The 25,922-nt window shown below is 74.1% G+C and carries 21 protein-coding genes; 14 read left to right on the top strand and 7 right to left on the bottom strand.

Features of this window, described 5'->3' with window-relative positions; genetic code table 11:
- Window positions 1–46: 46 nt before the first annotated feature.
- Window positions 47–1,477 (top strand): AlkA N-terminal domain-containing protein, encoded by a 1,431-nt coding sequence (locus ACFZBD_RS22075; RefSeq protein WP_391142226.1) that lies wholly within the window; start codon window positions 47–49, stop codon window positions 1,475–1,477.
- Here the strand turns inward: ACFZBD_RS22075 and ACFZBD_RS22080 are convergent.
- Window positions 1,464–1,946, bottom strand: a complete 483-nt coding sequence (locus ACFZBD_RS22080) for a DUF456 family protein (protein WP_391141928.1) — start codon at window positions 1,944–1,946, stop codon at window positions 1,464–1,466. The two genes, ACFZBD_RS22075 and ACFZBD_RS22080, sit on opposite strands and share 14 nt — an antisense overlap.
- 258 nt (window positions 1,947–2,204) lie before the next feature.
- Window positions 2,205–3,188, bottom strand: coding sequence for a helix-turn-helix domain-containing protein (locus ACFZBD_RS22085; RefSeq protein ID WP_391141930.1), 984 nt, complete (start codon window positions 3,186–3,188; stop codon window positions 2,205–2,207).
- Between the two features lie 625 nt (window positions 3,189–3,813).
- On the opposite strand from ACFZBD_RS22085, the gene ACFZBD_RS22090 reads away from it, so the two are divergent.
- From ACFZBD_RS22090 to ACFZBD_RS22100, 3 genes are all read left to right on the top strand, one after another.
- Window positions 3,814–5,208, top strand: a complete 1,395-nt coding sequence (locus ACFZBD_RS22090; RefSeq protein WP_391141933.1) for a protein phosphatase 2C domain-containing protein — start codon at window positions 3,814–3,816, stop codon at window positions 5,206–5,208.
- Between the two features lie 27 nt (window positions 5,209–5,235).
- Complete coding sequence (locus ACFZBD_RS22095) at window positions 5,236–6,978, top strand: pyruvate dehydrogenase (RefSeq protein WP_391141936.1); 1,743 nt, start codon at window positions 5,236–5,238, stop codon at window positions 6,976–6,978.
- A 136-nt stretch (window positions 6,979–7,114) separates the two neighbouring features.
- A complete protein-coding gene (locus tag ACFZBD_RS22100; RefSeq protein WP_391141938.1) occupies window positions 7,115–7,444 on the top strand; it encodes an ATP-binding protein in 330 nt (109 codons plus the stop codon).
- A gap of 108 nt (window positions 7,445–7,552) precedes the next feature.
- Here ACFZBD_RS22100 and ACFZBD_RS22105 read toward each other — a convergent pair whose 3' ends face one another.
- Both ACFZBD_RS22105 and ACFZBD_RS22110 read right to left on the bottom strand, forming a co-directional pair.
- Window positions 7,553–8,614 (bottom strand): DUF2637 domain-containing protein, encoded by a 1,062-nt coding sequence (locus ACFZBD_RS22105; RefSeq protein ID WP_391141941.1) that lies wholly within the window; start codon window positions 8,612–8,614, stop codon window positions 7,553–7,555.
- Between the two features lie 247 nt (window positions 8,615–8,861).
- On the bottom strand, window positions 8,862–9,719 hold the full coding sequence (locus ACFZBD_RS22110) for a (2Fe-2S)-binding protein (RefSeq protein WP_391141943.1): 858 nt from the start codon (window positions 9,717–9,719) through the stop codon (window positions 8,862–8,864).
- Window positions 9,720–10,135: 416 nt separating this feature from the next.
- On the opposite strand from ACFZBD_RS22110, the gene ACFZBD_RS22115 reads away from it, so the two are divergent.
- From ACFZBD_RS22115 to ACFZBD_RS22140, 6 genes are all read left to right on the top strand, one after another.
- Complete coding sequence (locus tag ACFZBD_RS22115) at window positions 10,136–10,939, top strand: FCD domain-containing protein (protein ID WP_391142228.1); 804 nt, start codon at window positions 10,136–10,138, stop codon at window positions 10,937–10,939.
- Window positions 10,940–11,056: 117 nt separating this feature from the next.
- Window positions 11,057–12,682, top strand: coding sequence for a hypothetical protein (locus ACFZBD_RS22120; protein WP_391141946.1), 1,626 nt, complete (start codon window positions 11,057–11,059; stop codon window positions 12,680–12,682).
- Between the two features lie 148 nt (window positions 12,683–12,830).
- Window positions 12,831–13,547: a cyclic nucleotide-binding domain-containing protein gene (locus ACFZBD_RS22125; RefSeq protein WP_391141949.1), complete on the top strand. Its 717-nt coding sequence runs from the start codon at window positions 12,831–12,833 to the stop codon at window positions 13,545–13,547.
- A gap of 394 nt (window positions 13,548–13,941) precedes the next feature.
- On the top strand, window positions 13,942–14,706 hold the full coding sequence (locus ACFZBD_RS22130) for a hypothetical protein (protein WP_391141951.1): 765 nt from the start codon (window positions 13,942–13,944) through the stop codon (window positions 14,704–14,706).
- A gap of 13 nt (window positions 14,707–14,719) precedes the next feature.
- Complete coding sequence (locus tag ACFZBD_RS22135) at window positions 14,720–16,852, top strand: hypothetical protein (RefSeq protein ID WP_391141954.1); 2,133 nt, start codon at window positions 14,720–14,722, stop codon at window positions 16,850–16,852.
- Window positions 16,849–17,733 carry a hypothetical protein gene (locus tag ACFZBD_RS22140; protein ID WP_391141957.1) on the top strand — a complete coding sequence of 295 codons (885 nt, stop codon included), beginning with the start codon at window positions 16,849–16,851 and terminating at the stop codon, window positions 17,731–17,733. The genes ACFZBD_RS22135 and ACFZBD_RS22140 overlap by 4 nt, the downstream gene beginning before the upstream one ends.
- Before the next feature lie 36 nt (window positions 17,734–17,769).
- Here the strand turns inward: ACFZBD_RS22140 and ACFZBD_RS22145 are convergent, their stop codons facing one another.
- On the bottom strand, window positions 17,770–18,357 hold the full coding sequence (locus ACFZBD_RS22145) for a hypothetical protein (protein ID WP_391141958.1): 588 nt from the start codon (window positions 18,355–18,357) through the stop codon (window positions 17,770–17,772).
- A gap of 103 nt (window positions 18,358–18,460) precedes the next feature.
- Here ACFZBD_RS22145 and ACFZBD_RS22150 point away from each other — a divergent pair, with 103 nt between their 5' ends.
- Window positions 18,461–19,729, top strand: coding sequence for an OmpA family protein (locus ACFZBD_RS22150; protein WP_391141961.1), 1,269 nt, complete (start codon window positions 18,461–18,463; stop codon window positions 19,727–19,729).
- 65 nt (window positions 19,730–19,794) lie between these two features.
- Window positions 19,795–21,048: a hypothetical protein gene (locus ACFZBD_RS22155; RefSeq protein WP_391141963.1), complete on the top strand. Its 1,254-nt coding sequence runs from the start codon at window positions 19,795–19,797 to the stop codon at window positions 21,046–21,048.
- Window positions 21,049–21,107: 59 nt separating this feature from the next.
- On the opposite strand, the gene ACFZBD_RS22160 is transcribed toward ACFZBD_RS22155, so the two are convergent.
- Both ACFZBD_RS22160 and ACFZBD_RS22165 read right to left on the bottom strand, forming a co-directional pair.
- Window positions 21,108–21,896, bottom strand: coding sequence for a hypothetical protein (locus ACFZBD_RS22160; RefSeq protein ID WP_391141966.1), 789 nt, complete (start codon window positions 21,894–21,896; stop codon window positions 21,108–21,110).
- Between the two features lie 526 nt (window positions 21,897–22,422).
- Entirely contained in the window at window positions 22,423–24,120 is a 1,698-nt protein-coding gene (locus tag ACFZBD_RS22165) for a PucR family transcriptional regulator ligand-binding domain-containing protein (protein WP_391141969.1), read from the bottom strand.
- 311 nt (window positions 24,121–24,431) lie between these two features.
- On the opposite strand from ACFZBD_RS22165, the gene ACFZBD_RS22170 reads away from it, so the two are divergent.
- Both ACFZBD_RS22170 and ACFZBD_RS22175 read left to right on the top strand, forming a co-directional pair.
- Window positions 24,432–25,322, top strand: a complete 891-nt coding sequence (locus ACFZBD_RS22170; protein WP_391141972.1) for an FAD binding domain-containing protein — start codon at window positions 24,432–24,434, stop codon at window positions 25,320–25,322.
- A 2-nt stretch (window positions 25,323–25,324) separates the two neighbouring features.
- Complete coding sequence (locus tag ACFZBD_RS22175; protein WP_391141975.1) at window positions 25,325–25,921, top strand: 2Fe-2S iron-sulfur cluster-binding protein; 597 nt, start codon at window positions 25,325–25,327, stop codon at window positions 25,919–25,921.
- The last annotated feature ends 1 nt before the right edge of the window (window position 25,922 follow it).

A 25,922-nucleotide genomic window follows, 5' to 3' on the forward strand; every position in this document is an offset into this window, starting at 1 on the left:
CCGGACGGCCGCGCGGCGGGGAGACGTCGTGTCCGAAAACCGCCAGATGCGGAGGGCGCCGTCCCGCACACTGGAGGGCGTGACGGACGAGGACACCAGGTACGAGGCGGTCAGCAGCCGGGACGCGCGGTTCGACGGCGAGTTCTTCTTCGCCGTCACGACCACCGGCATCTACTGCCGGCCCAGCTGCCCCGCCGTCACCCCTCGGCGGAAGAACGTCACGTTCTTCCCCACCGCGGCCGCCGCCCAGGGCCACGGCTTCCGGGCCTGCCGACGGTGCCGGCCGGACGCCGTGCCCGGCTCCGCCGAGTGGAACGTCCGCGCCGACATCGTCGGACGCGCCATGCGCATGATCGGCGACGGCGTCGTCGACCGCGAAGGCGTGCCCGGCCTCGCCGGCCGGCTCGGCTACAGCGCCCGCCAGGTCCAGCGCCAGCTCACCGCCGAGCTGGGCGCCGGCCCCGTCGCGCTCGCCCGCGCGCAGCGGGCGCACACCGCACGGCTGCTCCTGCAGACCACCGGCCTGCCGATCACCGAGATCGCCTTCGCCTCCGGATTCGCCAGCGTCCGCCAGTTCAACGACACCATCCGCTCCATCTACGCCCGGACCCCCTCCGCACTCCGCACGGAATCCGGCACAGGCACCGCGACCGCCGCCCGCACCCGCGGCACGGACCGCCCCGCTACCGCGCCCGGCGCCGCCGCGCGGGCCGCCGGGATCCCGCTCCGGCTCGCCCACCGAGGCCCGTACGCCGCACGCCAGGTCTTCGACCTGCTCGCCGAGGAGGCGCTGCCCCACGTCGAGGAGGTCCTCGGCGACCCCGGAGCCCGTACGTACCGCCGCACCCTCCGCCTCCCGCACGGCGCCGGCATCGTCTCCGTCGACGAACGGTCCCCCGGCCCCTGGCTGGAGGCCCGGATCCACCTCACCGACCTGCGCGACCTGACCACCGCCGTCCAGCGGCTGCGCCGCCTCCTCGACCTGGACGCCGACCCATACGCCGTCGCCGAGCGGCTCGGCGCGGACGACCGGCTCGCCGCGCGGGTGACGGCACGCCCCGGCGTACGCTCGCCCGGCGCGGCCGACCCCGACGAATTCGCCCTCCGCGCACTGCTCGGCCCGGACGAGGCCGCGAGGCTGGCCGGGACACGGGGAACCGTCCTGGACCACCCCTGCGGCGGCCTCACCCGGCTCTTCCCCGAGCCCGCCGACCTCACCACCCACCCGGTCGCCGGACCGCTCGCGACCGCGCTCGCCACCGGGGCCGTACGCCTCGACCCGGGCGCCGACCGCGACGAGGCCGAACGGGCCCTCCTCACGGTCCCCGGCGTCACCGCGCCCCTCGCCGCCCTCCTCCGGATGCGCGCCCTCGGCGACCCCGACGTGGCCCCGGCCGACGCCCCCGACGCGGAGGCCTGGCGCCCCTGGCGGTCCTACGCCCACCACTACCTCCAGGCATGCCCTAGCCCCAGATGACCGCGCCCACCCACGCCCCGACGATCAGCAGGCACGAGAACAGCTCGACCAGCACGCTCCTCCCGGCCGCCCGCATCACCCTGCGGGTGGACGCCTTCGCCTGGCCGTGGCCGCCCAGACGGAGGCGCTCCGAGAGGTAGATCCCGCCGACGAAGCCGGGGATCGCGCCGAGCACGGGCACCAGAAAGAAGCCGAGGAACGCGCCCACCCCGGCGTACACCACCATGCGCTGCGTGATGCCGACCCCCCGCAGCCGGCGCGGCGGCAACTGCCACACGACCACCTGGGTGAGCAGCAGCAGAGCCGTGGCGGAGACCAGCAGGATCCACGCGAGGCCGCTCTTCTCGTGCAGGGACCACCAGAGCATGGCCGCCCAGACCAGCCACGGCCCCGGCACACCGGGAGCCAGCACCCCGACCAGGCCCAGCAGCATCACCATCGCCACCAGCAACAGCTGCCACACACCCATCTGCCCAGCGTGCAGGACCGACGGGCCCCGCGCAGTTCGCGGCGCACCCCTTTTTCTTTGGAGGCTCGGTTCGCCTCCGGGGCCTGAGAGTCGGACTCACGCGGCCGTACGTGCTCGCTCCCTCGTTCCTCGGGAGCTGCGCGCGCTCGGCCGCGTTCCCCCGACGGCCCCTTCGGCTCACTCGCCATAGGCACCGAGGGGGCGACGGCGCTCGGCCGTGTTCCCCCGACGGCCCCCTTCGGCTCACTCGCCCCGGCCCTAGCCCCGGGCCACCCACCCCTTCTCGTACGCGTGCCAGCCCAGCTGGAGCCGGGTCGTCACACCCGTCAGCTCCATCAGGCCCTTCACCCGGCGCTGCACCGTCCGCAGGCCCAGGTCCAGCTGCTTCGCCACGCTCGCGTCCGTCATCCCCGCCAGAAGCAGCGACAGGATCTCCAGATCCGTCACGTCAGGGCCGGGCACCTCCGTCTCCTGGACGTGCGCGCCCGCCCCGAGCCGCAGGGGCAGCGCCTCGCGCCAGACCGACTCGAAGAGGCCCATCAGGGACTCCAGGAGTCCGCTCGCGTGGACCATCAGCGCCGCCGGCTCCGCCCCCCGGCCCGTCAGCGGCACCATCGCCAGCGTCCGGTCGGCGACCACCAGCTTGGTCGGGACCCGGTCCACCACCCGGATCTGCTCCTCGCGGCCGAGCGCCGCCGTCAGCTCCACCAGCCCCGACGGCAGCGTCAGGACCTCCCGCTCGATCACCACCCGATAGCGCACGCCCCGCCCGGCGGCCAGCTCCTCCGCCTCGTTCTCCAGACCGCTCACCACCACCGGCTTCCCGGTGACCAGCGCGCAGACCTCCTCCACGGCCCCCAGCTGCAACTGCAGGAAACGGTGCGTGACGGCGCTCGCTCCGGTCACCACCTCGACCAGATCGTGCACGGCCGGTTCCGTCGCCTCCGCGCGGTACTCCTCCGCCAGCAGCTTCGCCGCCAGCTCCGCCTGCTCCAGCTCGTGCCGCTGCTGCGTCAGCAGCGCACCCAGCGCCACCCCCGGCGGCGCCGCCACCCACCGGCCCGTCTTCGCCGATGACTGCGCGGCCAGGCCCTGTGACTCCAGGCGCCGCAGCGCCCGCTCGGTGTCCGTCTCCGGCAGGGCGAGCCGGAGCGCCAGGTCCGCCACCTCCGCCGCCCCCAGCGCGACCAGCGCGCGATACGCGCACTCCTGCCGTTCGTCGAGCCCTATCGCTCCCAGCATCGCTGTCCCACCCCTCACCGGACGCCGCCGGACGTCCCGCACTTTCACCGGACGTTCGGCGGACGCATTCGTTCCGTTGGTGCCCTGGCGGGAATCGGCCACGGCGCATTCCCGCCTCGCCCATCATCCCTGCACCACCCGCACGTCTGCCAATGTGGCGCCACCGCAGCACCGACAGCCCCCGGGCGAGGCCCTTCCGCCTGCCTATGGACCGGAATCGAGAGGGGAGAGGGGATGAACGCACTTCCCAGGCCGATGAAAACGTCTACTCTCAAGACATCCCGATTCTCTTCCCCCGGTACGACCTGCCGGAGGACGGCCTCACCACCCTCGCCGACCGACGGCCGGAGGATCGGCCTCACCGCCACGGGCCGCGCGGGCCACCCGCCCGCCGCGCCCACCCCGGCCGGTCTCCCGTCCTCCGACGACGGAGGAGGACCGGACCGACGGACGCCGAGGGCGTCTCCGTCACCCAGACCGTGATCCGCGCTGACGACGTGCGCTGATCACGCCGGTCCGCCGGGCGTCCTTCCCGTGGGGGGTGGGGTCGCCCGGCGGACCTCTTTTTCGTTCACTTTTCGGGATGTCCCGTTTTCGCGCGGCCCCCGCGGTGGACACTAGGGGCATGACTCAGCAGGGGGACCACTGGTGGGACAAGCTGTACGACGACACGGCGCCGGACACCGCGCCGACCACGACGGGTGACACCGTCGACGACCGCTTCGACTCCGCGTCCCGGGCCATGCCCGCCGCCGTACGACGGGACACCGTGCCTCCCCGGCCGGAGAAGGCCCCGTGGGAACCGCTCGGCCCGGACGCGGGCGCCCCGCGCACCTTCCCGTCCGCCCCGCCCGACCTACCACCCCCGCCGGAGCCCAAGACCCCGGCCCCGGCACCTCTCCCGGCGGCCTCGCAGACACCCCCCGCCCCGCAGGCCCCACCCCCGGACGCCCCCACCGTGCAGGTCCCGGCCCCCCGCCCCCGTACGGAACACATCGGCGGCCGGCCGCCCACCTACGAACCGGAACCGACCGCCCTGCCCGCCGCCCGCCCCGGCGAGCTGGCCGACCTGGTCGCCGACACCGTCCTCGACGGCGCCCGGTACGGCGCGTACACCCTGCGCGCCGCCTCCGTCCGCGGCGACTCCGCCCGCTACCGCGGCGAACCCCGTCGCGACACCCTGCTCACCGCCCGCTTCGGCCAGGACGGGGCCGCCCTCGTCCTCGTCGCCGTGGCCGGCGGCGTCCGCGCCGCCGACGGCTCCCACCTCGCCGCCGCCGACGCCTGCCGCTGGATCGGCGAGGCCGTCGGCCGCAGCCACGCCCGGCTCTCCGAGGACATCCGGGCCGGCCGCCGCGGCGACCTCAAGTCCGGACTCCACCGGCTCACCGACCGGACGTACGGCAGACTCCGCGCCCGCGCCGCCGAGCTGGGCATGGAACCCGACGACTACACCGCGAGCCTCCGCTGTCTGCTCCTCTCCGCCGACCCCGGCTGCCGCACCCGGGTCTTCTTCGGCATCGGCCGGGGCGGGCTCTTCCGGCTCCGCGACGGAGCCTGGCAGGACATCGAGCCGCTGGTCCCCGAACCGGCCACCCTCACCGGCGCGCCCGTCGTCGGCTTCGGCTCCCCGCCCGCCGGAAGCGCCGCGGGCGGCACGCGCGCACCGGGCGCTCCGGCTTCTCCGAACCCGCCGGCCGAGGCGGAGGGCGGCGACCGGCTCACGATGAAGCTCGGCGTCACCACCGCGCCCGGCGGCCCCCTCGCCGAGGGCCCGCCCCCGCCCCCGGCGGAACCGTTCCGCTTCCGCGCCTCCGTGGCCCGCCCCGGCGACACCCTCCTCCTCGCGTCGAACGGCCTCGCCGACGCGATGCGCGGCGAACCCGCCCTCGCCAAGGAACTCGCCGCCCGCTGGGCGTCCCCCGAACCGCCCGGCCTCGCCGCCTTCCTCGCCGACACCCAACTGAGGGTCAAGGGCTACGCCGATGACCGTACGGCCGCGGCCGTCTGGGAGGCGTAACGACCGGGCCCATGTGTTGATGGACCCATGGCCAAACAGAACGTCGCTGAACAGTTCGTCGACCTTCTCGTCCGCGCCGGCGTCCGACGCCTGTACGGAGTCGTCGGCGACAGCCTGAACCCCGTCGTCGACGCCGTCCGCCGCACCTCGGGCATCGACTGGATCCACGTCCGGCACGAGGAGACCGCCGCGTTCGCCGCGGGCGCCGAGGCGCAGATCACCGGCCGCCTCGCCGCCTGCGCGGGCTCCTGCGGCCCGGGCAACCTGCACCTCATCAACGGCCTCTACGACGCCCACCGCTCGATGGCCCCCGTCCTCGCCCTCGCCTCGCACATCCCGTCGAGCGAGATCGGCCTCAGCTTCTTCCAGGAGACCCACCCCGACCGCCTGTTCACCGAGTGCAGCCACTACAGCGAGCTGATCTCCAGCCCCAAGCAGATGCCCCGGCTGCTCCAGACGGCCATCCAGCACGCCGTCGGCCAGAGCGGGGTCAGCGTCGTCTCCCTGCCCGGCGACATCGCCTCCGCTCCCGCCCCCGAGAAGGCGGTGGAGCACGCGCTCGTCACCACCCGGCCCACCGTCCGCCCGGGGGACACCGAGATCGACGCCCTGGTACGGCTCATCGACGAAGCCCGCAGGGTGACGCTCTTCTGCGGCAGCGGCACCGCCGGCGCCCACGCCGAGGTCATGCAGTTCGCCGAGCGCGTCAAGTCGCCCGTCGGCCACGCCCTGCGCGGCAAGGAGTTCATCCAGTACGACAATCCGTACGACGTCGGCATGAGCGGGCTGCTCGGCTACGGCGCCGCCTACGAGGCCACCCACGAGTGCGATCTGCTGATCCTGCTGGGCACCGACTTCCCGTACTACGCCTTCCTGCCCGACGACGTCAAGATCGTCCAGGTGGACGTGCGGCCCGAACGGCTCGGCCGCCGCTCCAAGCTCGACCTCGCCGTCTGGGGGGACGTGCGCGAGACCCTGCGCTGCGTCACCCCGCGCGTGCGACCCAAGACGGACCGGCGCTTTCTCGACAAGATGCTGAAGAAGCACGCCGACGCGCTCGAAGGGGTCGTCAAGGCCTACACCCGCAAGGTCGAGAAGCACGTCCCGATCCACCCCGAGTACGTGGCCTCGGTCCTGGACGAACTCGCCGACGACGACGCCGTCTTCACCGTCGACACCGGCATGTGCAACGTCTGGGCCGCCCGCTACCTCTCGCCCAACGGGCGCCGCCGCATCATCGGCTCCTTCAGCCACGGCTCCATGGCGAACGCGCTGCCGCAGGCCATCGGCGCCCAGTTCGTCGACCGGAAACGCCAGGTCGTCTCGATGTCCGGCGACGGCGGCTTCTCCATGCTGATGGGCGACTTCCTCACCCTCGTGCAGTACGACCTGCCCGTGAAGGTCGTGCTGTTCAACAACTCGTCGCTGGGCATGGTCGAGCTGGAGATGATGGTGGCCGGCCTCCCCGCGTACGGAACGGCCAACCACAACCCGGACTTCGCCGCCATCGCCCGCGCGGCCGGCGCCTACGGCGTACGGGTCGAGAAGCCGAAGCAGCTCGCCGGGGCGCTCAAGGACGCCTTCAAGCACAAGGGGCCCGCCCTCGTCGACGTCGTCACCGACCCCAACGCGCTGTCCATGCCGCCGAAGATCAGCGCCGACATGGTCACCGGGTTCGCCCTCTCCGCCGGCAAGATCGTCCTCGACGGCGGTGTCGGCCGCATGCTGCAGATGGCCCGATCGAACCTGCGCAACGTCCCCCGACCGTGAATGCCGGACGGCGCGTGGGGCATGCATCCCCGTGACTGTCCGACGACTGTGGGTGGGGGTTATGGCCGGGGAGGCGAGACAGCCGGCTCAACTGCTGAGGAAGGTGGGGTGCGCGGATCTCACCGCGGTGCCGGAGGTGCGACACGCCTTGCGCGCGATGCTGCGCGCGTGGGGCGGGCCGGGCGCCTGCGACGTGGCGGAGCTGCTCACGAGCGAGCTGGTCACCAACGCGCTGATCCACACGGAGCACGGCGCGGTGGTGACCGCGACGATCGTCCCGGAGAGCCTGCGGGTGGAGGTCCGGGACTTCGTCCCCGGCCTCGCCGCCTCGCACGCCCCGGCCGCCGAGGAGGGCACGCACGGCAGGGGGCTCGTCCTGGTCGACGCCCTGGCCGACTCCTGGGGCGTCGAGGAGCAAGGGGCGGGCAAGGTCGTGTGGTTCGAACTGAACGGCGGCGCGGCGTGACCGGCGGCGCCGCCTGAGGCTCGGGAGCACGTGAACGGCGGGGCCGCTTGAGGGGCGGCCCCGCCGTTCCGTTCGTCCTTCTCTCTCGTCTCTCGGAGGGAGCGACGCTCAGCCGAACTGCTGCTCGAGGTCCTTGAGCTTGCGTTCCAGGGAATCGAGCCGGGGGAGCGTCTGGGTGTCGTCCTCGGCGGTGAGGTCCACCGTCCGGGACTCAACGCCCTGGACGGCCTGGAGGGAGGGCCGGGGTCGAAGCGGCAGCTGTCCGGGGTCCGCTATGGCGGGCTCCGCGACGGCCGGCCCCACGGACGGCGTCGCGGAGCCCGCGCCGGAGTTCAGGGCCGCGACCTCGACCTGGCGCCCGCCGCCGCGTCCGCGCCCGAAGGCCCGGTGCTGCCGGTTGATCGCCTTGAGCCTGGCCCGGCCGAGTTTCTCCTGCTCCCGCCTGCGGAGCCGGTTCTGCTGCTTCTCCCGCCGGTCCTCGCGGACCTCGTCGACCGCCTCGTCCAGCGTCCGTACGCCTTCGAGGAGCATCAGCGACCAGGCGCCGAAGGTCTCCCTGGGCGCCCGCAGCCACCGTACGATCCGGATCTGCGGCAGCGGGCGGGGCACCAGGCCCTGTTCCCGCAGCGCCGCCCGGCGGGTCTGCTTGAGGGCCCGGTCGAAGAGGACGGCCGCCGAGAGGGACATGCCGGCGAAGAACTGCGGGGCGCCGGCGTGCCCCAGACCCCGGGGTGCGTGCACCCAGTTGAACCAGGCTGCGGCACCCGCGAAGGTCCAGACGAGGAGGCGCGAGCCGAGGGCCGCGTCGCCGTGGCTGGCCTCGCGGACCGCGAGGACCGAGCAGAACATGGCCGCGCCGTCGAGGCCGAAGGGGACGAGGTACTCCCAGCCCCCGGTGAGGTTGAGGTTCTGCCGGCCGAAGCCCACGAGCCCATGGAAGGAGAGCGCGGCCGCGACCGCCGCACAGCAGAAGAGCAGGACGTAGGAGGCGGTGCCGTAGATCGCCTCCTTGCGTCTGCGGCGTTCCTCGCTGCGTTCCCAGGAGTCCTCGGCCGCGGCCTGGTCACCGGCGCGCTTGCCGCGCGCGAGCACCGCCACCGCCGTCAGGACTCCGGCCACCATCACGCCGCCCGGAAGCAGCCAGTCCAGCGATATGTCGGTCAGTCTCATGCGGTGTCCCTTGCATCGCAGTAGGGCGTTTCGGGCGCCCATACTGGCCGACCTCGCGGGGGCCTCAAGGGGTTTCGCGGCAAGAGCACGCCAACGGGGTCGCACGGCATACGAATAGGTGCGATCTGGTCGAACGGGCGAGCGGGGGCGGGGGGACGTGTTCGACGGACGCCACCCCTGGGGGTGGCGTAAGCGCCGGTCGGACGTCAGGCGGTGCCGGCGAGTCGGCGGAGCCGCCGGTCGGACGTCAAGCGGCGGCGGCGAGTCGGCGGACCCGCTCGGCGTCGCAGGTGCGCGGGCACGTCAGACAGGTGTCCTCGGGGCGCAGGGTGTAGAAGAAGCAGCAGCTGGCGCGGTCCCGGGTCGCGGCGGGCGGGGTGTCGGCCGTGCCGGAGCCGGGCAGTTCGCGGAAGCCCGCGGTCCCGACGTACGGCTTGGCGGTGCCGGGCAGGAGCAGCTCCAGCTCCGCCATCGCCCGCGCCTCCTCGCCCATCAGGGAGGCGATGTACCAGAGCCCTTCGACGATCTCGTCGGTGGCCATGCCCCACAGCGCCCGCTTGCCGCGCCTCATCCGCGGTCCGAAGCCGGCGAGCAGCTCCTCGAAGTGTTCGGCGAGCGCGTCGCGGACCTCGGCCCGCAGGGCCTCCTCGTCGGCGACGACCCGGGCGCCGGGCAGCGTGGCCGCGGGGTCGCCGGGCAGGCAGGCGAACTCCTCCACCCGGAACGCCAGCAGGCCGGCGGCGCGCTGGAAGGCGACGTTACGGGCGGGCATGCGCGGCACCCTGCGGTGCAGGAACCAGGGGGCGGTGACCAGGAGACAGGCGGGCCAGGCGTACCGGTGGAGTCCGAAGCCGGCGACCACGTCGGGCCTGGCACGGCGGCCGTAGTCGCGCAGCACCTGGGCGTCGTCCCAGGCGAGGAACGCGTCGAGGGCGGCGCCGCCGGCCGCGAGGTCGTCCGCGCCGACCCAGCCGTCGCCGCGCGGCATCCGGTCGTCCGGGCCCAGCTCTTCTATCCGCAGGCCGCTGAACACCTCGCCGAGGCGGGCGTACGAGGCCGCGACGGGTGAGGTGAGGGGGGCGGGGAGCAGGGCGGGGACGGCCATGGGGGACCACCGAATCGCGATCGTTAGCAGGTTAGCCTTACCTTACCCGATGCGATCGGTGTTTGCCCGTCACCTCTGCTGGGCACGCCCTCCGGACTCCGCGCGTCCGCTCGTCGCCTATCGTGCACAGGGGGCGCCGGCATCGCGAGCCGGGCCCGGCACGATCCCGCAGGAGGACCCGGGTGGAGCAGGGCAGAGCGCGTGAGCCGTACGCGCCGTTCGGCGACGCCGCGGGCACCCCGGACCCGGCGTACGGCACCCACCCCGCCCCGCCGCCGGTGACACGCCTCGGCGAGAACACGGACCCGGCCCGCGGCGCGGGCGCGCGCCTCGCCCCGCGCCCGACGCCGGACAACGGGGCCGGAGCGCCGGACAACAGGGCAGGGACGCCCGACAACGGGGCCGGACCGGGGGTCGTGCCGCCGGTCGCTACCAGGCCCGAAGCCTCCTTCGTACTGCCGTCCGGGCCGGCGCCGGGTGCCGCCTCCGCGCCGACGGCCGACGCCTCGACCGCGCCGGGGGCGGGTCTCTCACCCGTGCGCCATGCCACCTCCGTACCCGAGCCCGCGGCGGGGGCCGTGCCCGGGCCGCGGGGCGGGGTGCGGCGGCATTCCGTGCGGGGGCAGGTGCTGCAGGCGTTGCGGGACGCGCTCGTCGGCGGGGAGCTGGTGCCGGGCGAGGTCTACTCCGCGCCCGTGCTCGCCGAACGCTTCGGCGTCTCGGCGACCCCCGTGCGCGAGGCGATGCAGCGGCTCGCCACCGAGGGCGCCGTCGACGTCGTGCCGAACAGGGGGTTCCGGGTCGTCGAGCGCACCCCCCGCGAACTCGCCGAACTCGCCGAGGTCCGCGCGCTCATCGAGGTGCCCGTCATGCTGCGGCTGGCCCGCACCGTCCCCGCCGACCGCTGGGCGGAGCTGCGTCCGCTCGCCGAGGCCACCTCGACGGCAGCCGCGCGCGGCGACCGCGCGCACTACGCGGAGGCGGACCGTGCCTTCCACCGCGCCGTCCTCGCCCTCGCGGGCAACACCCAGCTCCTCGCCGTCGCCGACGATCTCCACCGCCGCTCCCAGTGGCCCCTGACGAGCGCCCCGGCCGTCCGGCACGCCGACCTGGTCGCGGATGCCGCCGAGCACACCGCCCTCCTCGACGCGCTCGTGGCCCAGGACCTGACCGTCGTACGGTCGCTCGTACGGGAGCACTTCGCCGGATCCGGCGGCTGACCCCACCTCGCGGCCCCCACCGACTAAGGTCGGTGGCGTGAGGTGTCCCATGCCGTCCCCGGTCCCGTACCCGCCGTCATCGGGGACACCCCGGCCGGAGGCCGGGGAGGGACGCCCGTGACCGGCCCCGTGCGCGCGGAGCGCCCCGCCCCCGGCAGGGAGGCCGAGGCGGCGGCCCTGCTCGGCTGGCTCACCGACCCGGACGCACCCCGCCTGTGCCTCGTCACCGGCGGGCCGGGCCGCGGCAAGAGCGCCCTGCTCGCCTGGCTCGCCGCCCACGGCACCCGCTCCGGCGCCGCCCGCCGCCGCCGCGCGGCCCGCGAACTGGTCTCCCTGGCCGGCCAGAGCGTGCTCGGCACGGCCTGGACGATCGCCAACCGGCTGGGCGTGGTCGCCCGCACCCCCGGCGAACTCGTCCAGGTCCTCGCCACCACCGACGTACGCCGTGCCGCCCTGCTCCTCACCGACCTGCACGCGGCGGACGAACCGGACGCCCTGGCCGAACTCCTCGCCGAGATGGCCGCGTTGGGGCGCGTCCGGCTCCTGGTCGAGACCGCGGCCGGGAGCTCCGCCCACACCCGGCTGGCCGCCGGCGGCCGCGCCACGGTCGTGGACCTCGGCGAGGACGACCCGCCCACCTTGTCCGACCCGGCCGCGCCCCCCGCCGTATCGCCCGGCCCCGCCGCGGTCGCGGGACGGCGGCCGCCGCGGATCGACGCCGACGACCCCCGGGCGGTCTGCGCGGCCGATCCCGCCCAAGTCACCCGCGCCTATCTCGCGGAGCCCGACGACGACCGGGGCGGCCTGCGGTCCGCCTGGCTGCGCGCGGGCCAGTCCCTCAGCCGGGACCAGGCCCCCTCCGGCCGCGCCCTCGTGCTGCTCGCCGCCCTCGGGGACGGCGCGGACCCCCGGCTCCGGCCCGCCCTCACGGAACTGGCCGGGCGAGCGGCCTGGCGGGTGCGGTGGACCCGGGTGCGCGGGGACGTGACGCCGCCCTGGCCGGGGCCCGTCACCGTGCTCGGCGCCGTGGGGGAGCGGCTGCTGGTCGCCGGCCCCGCGGGTGCGGTGCGGCTGCTCGACGCCCGGGACGCACACCCCGGGGGCCGTCTCGACGCCGGACCCGCGAGCCGGGTCAAGGCACTCGCGCCCGCAGCCGACGGGACCGTCCTCCTCCTCGACGAGCGCGGCCGGCTGCACACCGTACGAGGAAAGGCGCCCCGCCCCCCGTACCTGGAGCGGCTCACCCAGGCCGTCACCGCCACCCTCACCCGGCATCCCGGCACCGCGCTCGCGGTGATCGGCGGCTCGGTGGTGGTCGGCGACCGGCTGGGCTCCGTGCACGCCTTCGGGCTGACCGGCATCCACCAGGCCGCCCTGCACAGCGGACGCGTCGCGGCCGTCACCGCCGTCGAGACGGAGACGCCGTTCGTGTGCAGCGGCGGCACCGACGGCACCGTCCGCCTCTGGACGCCAGGGAAGGACGCGGCCCCCCACCCGGCCCCGCTCGTGGAGCGTGCCGCTCCGGTCGTCACCCTCCACGCGGCCGAGACCCCCCGGGGCCCGGTCCTCGCGGTCGCCTGGGCCGACGGCCTCGTCGAACTCCGCCACCTCGACACCGGCGCCCTCCATCGCTTCCGCCCCGGCCCTCCCGTCCGCGCCGTCGTGGTCACCCCGGACGGCGGCGTCGTCGTCGGCATGGACGAGACACTGGTCCGTCTGGAGCCCCACGGGGGCGCTCGCTGAGGTGAATGTGCGCCCCCGTGCGCGCTGAGCGCCCCAAAACCCGCCCGCGCACACTCTGCCCACGCGCCTCCTTACCTGCTCTTCTGTAGCAGGTGAGGCGAGTGGTCGCCGACGGACCGGAGTGGGGCCGGGGGATAGGGGGATGTCCGTGACACCGCAATCCGAACAGCGGGACCGGGAAGGGTGGCCGACCGGGAGTTTCCTCGGCGCGCTGCCGGAAGCCGTGCGCGCCGACCTGCTGAACATCGGGACCCGCTGCCGGTACGTCCCGGAAGAGATCCTGATGCACGAGGGAGAACGCTCCCGCCATGTGGTCCTGCTGCGCTCCGGCTTCGTCAAGGTGACCGCGCGCCTCGCCAACGGGCACGAGGCGCTGCTCGCGATCCGGGTCGGCGGTGACATCGTCGGCGAGATGGCCGCCATGGACGACGCGCCGAGGTCCGCCACGGTCACCGCCTGCGGCGACATCGCGGCCAGCATCGTCCGGGAGTCGGACCTCCGTCTCTTCCTCGACACCCGCCCCCAGGCGGCCCTGGCCATCGCCGGGATCGTCACCCAGCGCCTGCGCTGGGCGAACCGCCGCCGCGTCGAGTTCGGCGGCTTCCCGGTCAAGGTGCGCCTCGCCCGCGTCCTGGCCGAACTCGCGGCCTCGTACGGACACCGGGTGCCCCGCGGTCTCGTGATCGGCGTCGATCTCACCCAGCCGGAGCTGGCCGCGCTGACCGGCTCGGCGGAGGTCACGATCCACAAGGCGCTCGCCGAACTGCGCCGGGACGACCTGATCACGACGGGCTACCGGCGCACCACCGTGCTCGACCTGGACCGGCTCCGCCGGGTCGCCCGCATGGACGAGGACCAGGGCTGACGGCGCAGCCGTAGGCCGCCCGAACCGGAAACCGCCCGTACCGGAAGCCGCCCGGCCCCGACCCGCCCTCGAAGCCTGGCCCGCCCCCGAAGACCGCCGCCCCTTCCCCGAAGCCCCCGCCCCCGCCCGCCGCCCACCCGGGCGCCCCCGTCCCTGCCGGACGCCCGCTCCCGGACCTGACCCGCGCCGGGTCTCGCCGCGCCACCCCGCCCGTGACCCGCGCCGGGCGCCACCCGGGCCTCCCGGTCGAGGGCCCGCGAGGCCCGTGGACGGCGCCCTTCCGGCCCCTCCCACCTCCCAATTCCGTATTTCTACGACCCACTCCGCGTTTCGCGCACCCCGGTGCACAGTTGACGCCCGAGCCCGCCCACTACGGCAGTCAGGTGGCCCCTCCGTGACCAACCAGCCCTCTCTTCCCCTGCCCGCGCAGGAGTCGATCCCGCGCCGCCTCTGCCTCGCGGCGGACGTGGAGAAGTACAGCCTGCTCGACACCCTCGGACAGGAGACCGTCCAGTCCGACCTCGTACGCCTCCTGGAGGAGGCCGCCGAACGCAGCGGTCTCGACCGGACCACCTGGGAGCGACAGCCGCAGGGCGACCAGGAGTTCGCCGTCCTTCCCCTCGACACGCCCGAGTCGGTCGTCCTCGGCGACTTCGTCCGCCACCTGAGCCAGCGGCTCGGGGTCCGCAACGCCAACCGGGACACGGCGGAGCGGATGCGGCTGCGCCTCGCCGTCGACACCGGCGTCGCCCGCACCGCCGCCCTCGGCTACGCCGGCCCCGCCCCCGTCGCCCTCGCCCGCTACCTCAACGCCGCCCAGCTCAAGCGGGTCCTGGAGGGCATCGACTCCACGGACCTCGCGCTGATCGTCTCCGACCGTCTCTACCAGGACGTCGTCCGGCTCCGCGGCCAGGGCCTCGACCCGCGGACCTTCGACAAAGTGCACGTCAAGCAGAAGGAGTTCACCGGCTACGGCTGGATCCACGTACCCGAGCACGGACCGGAGGAGCTGGCGGAACTGGTCGCCGACCCGGAACCGAAGCCGGGGGAGGGGACCCGGACCGGCCCCACCCACGTCGTGGAGCGCAACGAGGGGGTCGTCCACTACGGCAGCGGTGACGCGACCACCGGCACGATCAACAAGAACTACTACCGGTGAGCGGGGCGGCGTCATGGCAGAGCACCTCACGTCCGACAGCGGGCCCGTGACCACGGCCGACGACGAACCGCCGGAGGAACGGCCGGGCGCACGGGACGGCACCGAGGAGGCGGAACAGTACGCCGAGGAGGACCCGGCGGTCGCCGACCACATCCGCGGTCTGCGCCGCCGGGGACTCCAGGGCATACGCGTCGCCGGCGGAGCGGTCGGCTTCGGCGCCGGCGACGCGGCCGGGACGATCAACAAGCACTACTACGCCTCCGCTCCGCACGCCGACCCCGTCGACGGCCGGATCCGCGAGGAGGACCTCGACCGGCTGCGCGAGCGGTACGTGGAGCCCGACAGCCACCGCGCCCTCACCGCACTGCTCCTCAAGGAGGGTGTCGCCGTGCTCCGCGGAGCGCCCGGCTCCGGGAGGTACACCACCGCGCTCCTCGCCGCGCAGGAGGTGATGGACGCCGAAGTCGTGCTCCTCGACCCGGAGATGGACCTGAAGCGGCTGCTGAGCCGGGGCGGCGACCTCCAGGCGGGGCGGGGACACGTCGTCGAGGGCGACGGCCGGCCCTGGGCGTCCCAACTCCGCCCCCAACTGCTCAGCCGACTCAAGGAGGTGACCTACCGGCGCAGCCCGCTGGTCGTCGTCGTCGACGACCAGGTGCCGGTCGACGGCCTCGACGCGCACGTGGTCGAACACCGCGTCCCGGAGGGCCTGCGGTTCGAGGCCCTGGCACGGCACCTGGCCGTCCGGCTCACCGACCGCCCCGGCGCGTGCGAGAAGCTGCTGCGGCACGACAGCGTCCGGGCGGGACTGAACGGGCGCACCACCCTGACCGAGATCCATGCGGTCGCGCGGCGGCTGGAGCGGTGCGAGCGCGACGGCGACGACGTCGACACCATCGCCCAGGGCTTCCAGGCACAGCTACGGGCCAAGGCCAAGGAACTGCTCCGCGCCCCCGTGCGGGGCGCCGGCCCCCAGGGCGGCAAGCAGGAGGTCTCCCTCTGGGCCCGGGCCTTCCTGCTGGCCTGTGTCGTGCTCGACGGGGGGCGGCTGAGCCGGGTGAGCCGGGAGTCCCACCAGCTCGCCGCGCTGCTCCACGGCGTGCGCTCGCCCTCGGTCGAACCGGAGATGCGGCTCTTCGAGGAAGGCCTCTCCGACTGGCTCGACACCTCCGTCGTGGAGCGGATCGACGGCTCGGGCGGGCCCGCCGAGGAGGGCCACCCCGACTGCCGGGTGCGCATCGCCCGGCCCGGCCTCGGCGAGGCGCTGCTGGAGACGCTGTGCCTCGAACACGGCGGAGCCCGCGCCCCGCTGCTCGCCTGGCTGGACAGCCTGGTCGTCCGGGGCGAGGAGGACATCCGCGTGTCCGCCGCCCAGGCCGCCGGCCTGCTCGCCGGCTTCGACTGGGACTACGTCCTGGAGGAGCTGCTCGTCCCCTGGGCGACCGCGAAGGGGGACCACGCCGACCGGCGCCGGCACGCGGCCGCCTGGGCACTGGAGCGTGCCGCCGCCGACCCCGTGCTCGCTCCGCGTGTCCAGCGGCTGCTCCGCGACTGGTCCCGGCGGCGGGACCGCCAGGCGTGCGCCCAGGTGGCGTACGGCACCGCGATCGGCGCGCGGTACCCGCTGGAGGCGCTGGGCAGCCTGGAGAGGATCGCCGGAACGAGCCTGAGAGGCGTACGGTCCGCCGTCCGGGAGATCTACGCCGCGGGGGCGCGGGAGCAGACGATCGAGCGGCTGGCCGCCTGGGCGGAGTCACCGCACTCCGGGCTCCGGGGCGAGGCGGCCGCGTGCCTGCAGCAGCTCAGCAGGTTCAGGGGCGATCTCGCGGTCACCGGATTCCTCGCCGACCCGGTGCAGCACGGCCATCTCCTCCGGCTGATGCGCGGCACCCTGTCCAGCCCCCGGCCCGGGGTCCCGCAGCGGGGCTGGGACTCCCTGCGCTCGTGGATCGAGCGGTCCGGGGACGAGCCGGGACTCGACACGACGCTCGTCGCGTTCGTCACCGAGCTGTTCCTCGACGACGGCTCGGCCGCCGGCCTGCGCGAGCGGTTCCTGTTCTTCCTCCGGCTGTGGAGCCACCAAGGAGTCGGCTTCGACGCGGCCGCCCAGTTCAACTCCCTCGTGACCGAAAGGTGGTCGACATGACCCGCACACCACGCCGCGGCCCGATCTCCTGGCTGCGCTCCCTCTTCGGCCGCCGGGCGGAACCCGACGCACCGGTCTTCTCCCCCGTGACGGTGGACGTGCCCGAGATCGTCAAGGTGCACCGGGAATCCGTGGTCGCCTTCGAAACCCCCTCCAAGGGAGGCGGGTTCGACTTCCGGATCGAGATCCGCTGCGACTGGTGCGCCGAAGGGCGCCTCGACACCCTCGCCCTCAGCCGCGCCGTCGACGGCTATCAGGCGGACCTGCCGCAGCGGCTCGCCGAACGCGTCCGCGAGATCACCCGGCACTACGAACCATTCCACGCGCAGGACGCCGAGCAGGCGGTCAACGAGGCGCTGCGCGAGGGCGAATGCTTCGACAGCGGTCTCGTGACGTGCCGTACGAGCACCGTCGTCCGGCCGCCGCAGGAGATCGTGGACCAGCAGCGCAAGGCGGCCCTGGAGCTCCAGCAGATCGAGCACGACTACGCCAAGTCGTCGCTGCGGGTACGGCTTTTGGGCGAGGTCGCCGAGGAGTGGCGGGCCTTCCTGGCGAGCGGCCTGGTCGACGTCGGCCCCGACGACGAGTCGGCCTCGTGGCTGACGCCGTGGGCGGTCCTCCTGGCCGAACGGCCCGAGGAGGCCGCGTCCGAGGTCAGCGCCATGTTCCGGGAGCGCCAGAAGCAGCTCGACCAGTTCATCACGCTCGTCGGACGGCAGCGCAAGGAGTACCAGGCACACGACCTCTTCGAGTTCGTCACCGACAACGAACGGCAGCTCGGCCGGGCCATGCGGCTCTTCGGACTCGTCCCGGCGGGGGAGCCCGGTCCCGCCGTCGGCCCGCCCGAGCCCCTTCCCCAGCCCCGGAGTTCCCGGAGCTGAACAGGGGGACGGGCGGGCGCCCGGCGGCGCCTGCGGTCAGAGCAGCAGCGGCCCGGCGAGGAAGGAGAGACCGGCGGCCAGGGCCATCAGACCCGTCCAGACGACACCCCGCGCGATGTACCGGTGCTTGGCCATTCCGACCCGGGCCAGGATCGGGATCAACTGCCAGATCTCGGCCCGCTCCGCCTCGTCGTCCTGCGACGGGGGAGTGCCGTCCGCCGAGGCCAGTAACGGCAGGCTGAACCGGTTCGGGGCGGGCGGCGGCGCGAGGCGGGGCCGGAGGGCCTGGGCGACGCAGTACACGGCCGGCAGGAAGGCCGCCACGTGCAGCACGAGCAGCCCGGCGGCCACCCACGCCCCCGGACCGCCACGCGTCCACGCCTCGCGCACCACCGCACCCTGCGGTACGGACGCGGCCACGAGACCCGCCTGGACGGCGCCCAGGATGCCGACCTTGGCGTCGGCGAACTGGTTCGACGCCTGGAGCGAGGTGTAGACGGCGAGACCGGAGCGCAGACCGGCCGCCGTGCGCTCCGCGGAGCGCGAACCCGTCGCGGCGGGGCCGGCGTCGGAGCTGTCGGAAGCGTCGGCGGTGCCGCCGGACGCGGCAGCGGAGTGGGACATGGGGAGCCTCCCGGCATCGAGGTGGTCGAGGACTCCCAGTAACGGCCTCGGCCCCGGCCGAGAACAGTCATAAATGCGGATTCGACTCACTTGGGAGAGCACCATGTCCTTCTTGACCCGCGCGCTGCCCGGCCGGCTCCTCGCCGGGGCCCTCGCGCTCTCCGCGGCCGTGGCGGGCAGCGGTTGTGCGGCCTTCGAGGCCCCGAAGGTCCGGCATTGCGCCTGGCTGGACCCGTCGGCCGAGGACGTCGGCGGCACGGCGCGCACCGCCGTGCTGGTCGACCGGAGCTCCTCCGCCCGGCCCGGAGCCCGCACCGCTCCGGGAGCCCCGGTCCCGGACTGGCCCGCGACCCTGGTCCGCAGGCTCGACCTCGCGGGCCTTGAGGGCGGGACCCTCTCCATAGCCGGTTTCGACGGCACCCGCGCGACCGTCGACTGGGAGGCCGAGGCGGCCTCCGTCACCCACGCGGAGGGCACCGACGAAGCGAAGGAGGACCAACGCCGGGCCCGGCGCGGATGTCTGGTGGAGCGGCTCCGGCAGGCGTCGGCCGGGGCACCGCGGTCGGGCCGTACGGACCCGCTGGGCGCCCTGGCGGCGACCGTCGACCAGCTCGGCCCCGGAGAGGGCCGCCGCCGCGTCCTGGTGGCGACCGACGGGCTGGCCAACACGGGCTGCGCCGACCTTCGGCAGGCCGGGTTCGACGGGACCGCGGAGATCGACGCGATCGTCGCGCGCTGCCGCTCGGCGGGTGAACTGCCCGCTCTGCGGGGAGTCGAGGTCCAGCTCGTGGGCATCGGTCTCACGGCCGGCGGACCCGTGCCGACGTCCGTGCAGACCGCCTGGCTGACGACCCTCTGGACGCGCCTGTGCCGGGCGGCCGGCGCCTCCGACTGCCGGACGGAGGCCTCGGGACGCACCCGGAAGGCAGGGGAGCGTGCCGCCGAGCGGCAGGTGGCCGAGGAGCCCGCGGTCACCTTCCCCGCCGTGTCGGAGCGACCCGCCGGGCGGGTCACCACGCTCACGCTCCCCGGTTCGGTGCTCTTCGCGACCGACACCTCCGCCCTGTCGCCGCAGGCGCGCGGCACGCTGGACGCCGCGGCGAAGCGGATCCGGGAGCTGGGGCCCCTCTCCGTCGCCGTCTCCGGGCACACCGACTCGCGGGGCACCGAGGAGCGCGGCAAGCGGCTCTCGCGGGACCGCGCCGAGGCCGTCCGCGCCGCCCTCACCGCGCGCGGCATCGCGGTGGAGTCGGCCCGCGGCCACTCCGACGACCGGCCCCGCTGCACACCCGAGTACCGCGACGGCGAGCCGGACCACGCGGCGATGGCCTGCAACCGGCGGGTCGAGATCGCCGTCACCGTCCGCCGCTGACCCCACCGGCCGGTCCGACCAGGGCCGCACCCCGAGCCACGACCCGGAGAGAAGGACACCGTCCGATGACCGAGAACCACCGAGGCGTCCCCTGCCACCACGGCTGCGGATGCGACATCCGGCACCTGGTGAAGAGCGCCGAACAGGGGCCGGAGCGCACCCCTGAGAACCTCGACAACGGCGAGATGCGGATGCTGCTGCGCGCGGCCCGCGAGGTCGCCGAGATCGTCGGCCACAACCGCGAACAGCTCGCCGCCGCCCGCTCCCGGACCATCGGCACCCACGCCCGGGCCGAGGAGACCCTGCACGCCCTCGCCCGCTTCGAGGCCGCCGCCTCGCTGCGGGCCGCCCGCGCGGCGCACGACGCCGTCGAGAAACGCCATGCCGGGGACGGGGCGCGCGACCGGCGGCGCCGCGACCTGTGGATCAGGGCGTTGCGGTGGCCGGTGATCGCCGCGATGGCCGTCTTCGACGCGTGGTACTTCATGCGGGTGTTCCAGTACCTCACCAGCAGTTCGGAGGCCGTCTCGGTGATCGAGCGGACGGTCTCCTTCCTGCCCGGGGTGGTCCTGGCCCTGGCCCTGCTGCTCTCCGGGCACGTGATCGCCGCGCCGTTGCACGGGATACGGGAGTGGCTGCACGAGCTGAGCGGGCGCCACCCATTCTGGGCGCTGGTCGGCTCCCTCGTGCTGCCCGTGCTCTACCTCCTCTCGGTGCTCTTCGTCGTCACGGTGTGGGCGCTGATGCGGGCGCGGGAGACCGGGGTCGGCGAGGGCGACATCGAGGGGGCGCGGTACGCGCCGGGCTGGGTGGCCGCGCTGATGCTGGTCCTGGCCCTGACCGCCGTCGCGATGAAGGTTGTCGCGCACAATCCGTACGCGGACAGCGCGGCCGAGGCTCGGCGCGGCTTCCTCGAGGAGCGTACGGCGTACGGGCTGCTGGTGCGGGGGGCCGGCGAGGCCCTGCGCGATCACGAGGAGGCGTGGAGCGACCTGTGCGCGGCGCGCGACGAACTGGCCTCGCACGTGCGGCTGGAGAGCATGCGGGTGTGGGAGGCGGCCATCCTGTCCGCCCGCATGCTCCACGGGCAGGCGGGACATCTGCCGCCCACCCCGGCCTCGCTTCCCGCCGGTGCGTCGGCGGAGCCGTCGGCGGCGGCGCTGACGGAGCCCCTCTTCTCGGGGGTGGTGGAGCCGCCGCCGGAGCTGGGCCCGCTGATCGAGGCGCACCGCATCACCCTCGACTACTCGCCGCAGGAACTCCGGCGGCAGCGCGACGAGTTGATCGGACGGATCGATCTTCAGCTCGCGGCGGTGTGAGCGCGTGTGCCGGGCCCTTCACCGCACCGGCCGCTCACGGCCGGTGCGGTGGGGGCGCGTCAGGCGGCGGTCTGCGGGACGAGTTGGGCCGCCAGCCAGGTCGGGACGCCGCCCAGGAGCCGGAAGAGGCGGGTCGCCTCGGCGCGGAGGCGGCGTGCCTCCGGTTCCGTCTCGGTGTCCGCGAGGGCGGTGAGGGCCGGGGCCGTACCGACGAGGAAGCCCAGCTCCTCGCGGATCCGGAGCGACTCGGCGAAGCCGTGTCGTGCCTCGGCCAACTCCCCTTCTCGTAAGGCGAGTCCGGCGAGGTGTCGCCAGGTCGAGGAGAGCAGCAGGGTGTCACCCCGGTCGGCGGCGCCCGCGTGGGCGCGGCGGTAGGCGGCGCGGGCCGCCTGCGGGGAGTCGCCGAGGTTCTGGGCGACGAGCCCGCGCCGCAGGTCGAGCAGCGGGCGCCCGCCTGCGGTGGGGCCGATCAGCGCGGCGGCCCGGCCGAGCGCCACGCGGGCCTCGTCGGCCCGGTCCCGTACGCCGAGCAGCGTCGACGCGTAGGCGAGGTAGCCGCGTTCGCATGCCGCGGCCCCTCGTTCCTCGTCGCTCTGGGCGACCGCCTCGGCCGCCCGCAGGGCCTCCTCGGCGTCGGCCCAGCCCTGTTCGGTGTAGAGACAGCGTTCGATCAGCAGCGCGGCCCGTTCGAGCGCCGCCGCGGGTTCGGCGGCGTGCGGAGTGAGCAGGGCGGCCGCGTCCGTCCAGCAGCCGCGGGATCGCAGCCGCCATATGGCGGTCTCCATTGGGGTCTCCTTGCCGTAGGCAAGGGACGGTTCGACGCTATCCGTTGTTTCGGAACCAGACATGGCGGTGTCCGCCACATTGCCCTCCCCGAGCGCGCCATTGAGCTGTTGAGTTGCCTCGCATCTCAGCACGAAGGGGAGCGCCTGGCCAAGGGGTCGAGTGAATCATTTCACAAGAGCCGTGCGCGCACCGGTATACGGACACGTCCGGTACCCGGGATCGGCGCCTGATCCGGCCGACCTGCGCCCTGTCGGACGGCCCCGTGGGGAGGGCCGGGGCGGCCGCCGGTGAGCGACGCCGGAACCCGCCCCTCCGGCCGCCCCCGGACTCGCCCGAAAAGATGAATCTCGCCCGCCCATGGGTTCCCCCGGCCGCGTTGCCCCGACCGGGTGAAGCACGGGGCCCGGCTCGCGCCTCCGGCGAGTGAGCCTGCCCGGGCCGGCCTGGGGCCTTCGGCGAGTGAGCCGAAGGGGCGCGCGGCTGTCGAAAGGGAGGTCGCGCGCAGGTCCCGAGGTACGAGGGAGCGAGCACGTCCGACTGTCGACAGTCGCACGAAGCGCCCCGGAGGCGAACCGAGCCCTCAAAAAATCAGCTCATGCGGAGGGCGAGGAAGAAGTCGAGCTTGTCCTCCAGGCGCGACAGGTCCCGGCCGGTGAGTTGCTCGATCCGGCCGACTCGGTAGCGCAGGGTGTTCACATGCAGGTGGAGGCGGGTGGCGCAGCGTGTCCAGGAGCCGTCGCAGTCGAGGAAGGCTTCCAGGGTGGGGATGAGTTCGGCGCGGTGGCGGCGGTCGTAGTCGCGCAGCGGGTCGAGGAGGCGGGCGGTGAAGGCGCGGCGGACGTCGTCGGGGACGAAGGGGAGCAGGAGGACGTGGGAGGCGAGCTCGTGGTGGCCGGCGGCGCAGACGCGGCCGGGGCGGGCTGCGGCGACGCGGCGGGCGTGGCGGGATTCTTCGAGGGCGCCGCGGAGGCCTTCGGCGGAGTGGACGGCGGCGCTGACGCCGAGGGTGAGGCGGCCGTCGTCGGCGAGGCCGGAGGTGAGGGGGCCGCGGACGGCGGCGAGGAGGGTGTCGGCGTGGAGGCCGAGGCCGTGGGTGGGGCTTTCGTCCTCGCTGTCGGGGAGGGGGCCTGCGGGCAGGGGGACGAGGGCGATGGCTTCGTCGCCGTGGTGGGCGACGGCGATGCGGTCGGCGGAGTCGGCGCCGACGGTGGCGGGGTCGACGAGGATTTCTTCGAGGAGGGCTTGGGCGACGGGGCCGCTGTCGATGGCGGTTCCGGGGGTGCCTTCCTGGTCCCATTCGACGCGGGCGACGACGACCTGCCAGTGGGGTGCGCTGCCGAGGCCGGGGAGGAGGACGGGGGCGGCGACGCGGAGCCGGGCGGCGATTTCGGCGGGGGCGGCGCCGGTCTGGACGAGTTCGAGGACTTCTTGGGCGAGCCGGCGGCGTACGGTGCGGGCGGCGTCGCGGCGGTCGCGTTCGACGGCGATCAGTTGGGTGACGCCTTGGAGGAGGTCGAGGCGGGCGGCGGGCCAGTCGCCGGCGTCGGCTTCGACGGCGAGGAGCCAGTCGGAGAGCACGGTTTCGCGGACGTCGCGGGAGGCGGGGGCGGCTCCGCGGCCGGTGTTGCGGATCGGGAACAGGGAGTAGGTGGTTCCGCCGAGGGTGAGGCGGTGTGGGCCGCGGCGTCCGGTGCGGGTCGCGGCGAGGTGTTCTCCGGCGAGGGTGGCGGCCAGGCCGGCTTCGAGGGGGTCGCCTGCGCCGGCGATCTGGCGGCCGGTGGGGGAGAGGACCCAGGCGCGAAGGTCCAGGTCGGAGCCGAGGAGGTCGAGGACGACTTCGGGGCCGCCGCCTGCGGGGCCGGAGGTCATGAGGCGTCGGTGGCGGTCGACGACGGCCGCGAGGTCGCCTGCTCGTTCGCCGGAGACCTGTCGAACGACGTGTTCCGTGATCGTTGCGAACGCAACGGTCTCGTTGACCGCGAAGAGGGGCAGGCGGTGGCGCAAACAGGCCTGTACGAGATCGTCCGGGATGTCGCCGAGCTCGGCCTCGCCGGCCGCGAGGGCGGCGACTCCGGCGGAGGCGAGGATGCGGACGAAGGGTTCCGCGTCCGAGGGGTCCCTGAGCCAGGCGAGGCCGGTGAGGACCAGCTCGCCGCCGGACAGGTACCTGCTGGGGTCCTTGAGGTCCGTGGTCATCACGCCGCGGACCGTGCGGTCCAGCTCTTCGTCACCACCGAGCAGGCGCAGCCCCAGCGCGTCGGTTTCCAGCAGTGCGCGCAGCCGCATCTCGTCTCCGCCGTTCCTTGTCGTCCGTCGCGAAAACTGTCGCGTTGTCGTCGGTGGCGTGGCGCCACCGTTTCCAGGGGAAAACGGCGAGGTTGCCGAGCCCCGCCTTTCGTTCGAATCTACAAGACGAACAAGGTCACCAGCCAACTCCTTCATGGTTTCGGTGACTGCACCCCAGCCTGCGGGGCTTGTGTACTAGGCCACACATCGCGTGAACAGCACATGAACATGAAATCGAAGTCGAGGGCCGGCCGTATCCCGGGCCCGCACGACGGACCCCCGATCACTAGAAGCACTAGAAGAGAGCCACCATGGACTTCCTTCGCCCCGCCAGCTGGGAGGAGGCGCTCGCCGCCAAGGCCGAGCACCCCACGGCCGTGCCCATCGCGGGAGGCACCGACATCATGGTCGAGATCAACTTCGACCACCGGCGTCCCCAGCACCTCCTGGACCTGAACCGCATCGAGCTGCTGAGCGAGTGGGAGGTCGGCGAGGAGAACGTGCGCCTCGGTGCCTCCGTTCCGTACACGCAGATCATGGAGCACCTGCGGGCCGAGCTGCCCGGCCTGGCGCTCGCCTCGCACACGGTCGCCTCCCCCCAGATCCGTAACCGCGGCGGTGTCGGCGGCAACCTGGGCACGGCCTCGCCGGCCGGTGACGCGCATCCGGCGCTGCTCGCCGCGGGTGCCGAGGTCGAGGTGGAGTCGGTGCGCGGCAACCGGTTCATCCCGATCGACGCGTTCTACACGGGTGTGAAGCGCAACGCGCTGGAGCCCGACGAACTCATCAAGACCGTCCACATCAAGAAGGCGGACGGCCCTCAGCAGTACTCCAAGGTCGGCACCCGCAACGCGATGGTCATCGCGGTCTGCGCCTTCGGCCTGGCACTGCACCCGGAGACCCGGACCGTGCGCACCGGCATCGGTTCGGCCGCGCCGACCCCGATCCGCGCCAAGGAGGCCGAGGCCTTCCTGAACGCGGCTCTGGAGGAGGGCGGCTTCTGGGAGAGCGGCAAGATCATCACTCCGTCGATCGCCAAGCAGTTCGCCGAGCTGTGCTCGGGTGCCGCGAACCCGATCGACGACGTCCGCGGCACCGCCAAGTACCGGCGCCACGCCGTCGGCATCATGGCCCGCCGTCAGCTCGGCTGGACCTGGGAGCAGTACCGCGGCACCGGCCGCACGCTTGAGGGAGCTGCATAACCATGCGCGTCAATTTCACGGTCAACGGTTGTCCGCAGGAAGCCGACGACGTCTGGGAGGGCGAGTCCCTCCTCTACGTCCTGCGTGAGCGGATGGGCCTGCCCGGCTCGAAGAACGCCTGCGAGCAGGGCGAGTGCGGTTCGTGCACGGTCCGTCTCGACGGGGTGCCGGTCTGTTCCTGTCTGGTCGCCGCCGGACAGGTCGAGGGCCGCGACGTCGTCACGGTCGAGGGCCTGGCCGACTTCGCCAAGCAGCGCGAGGAGCACGGGGCCCACGGCGGCTGCGCCTCCGGCGCCTGCGGCACCTCGCTGGACTCCGCCAAGCAGTGGGAGGCCAAGCCCGGTCAGGACTCGCAGACCGGTGAGGGCATCGAACTGAGCCCGATCCAGCAGGCGTTCATCGACGCCGGCGCCGTCCAGTGCGGTTTCTGCACCCCCGGTCTGCTGATCGCCGCCGACGAGCTCCTGGAGCGTCAGGGCGACCCGTCCGACCAGGACATCCGTGAGGCCCTGTCCGGCAACCTGTGCCGGTGCACGGGGTACGAGAAGATCCTCGACGCGGTCCGCCTGGCGGCCGCCCGTCAGGGAGAGGCGGTCTGAC

The organism is Streptomyces sp. NPDC008121, from assembly GCF_042957155.1.
GTDB lineage: Bacteria > Actinomycetota > Actinomycetes > Streptomycetales > Streptomycetaceae > Streptomyces.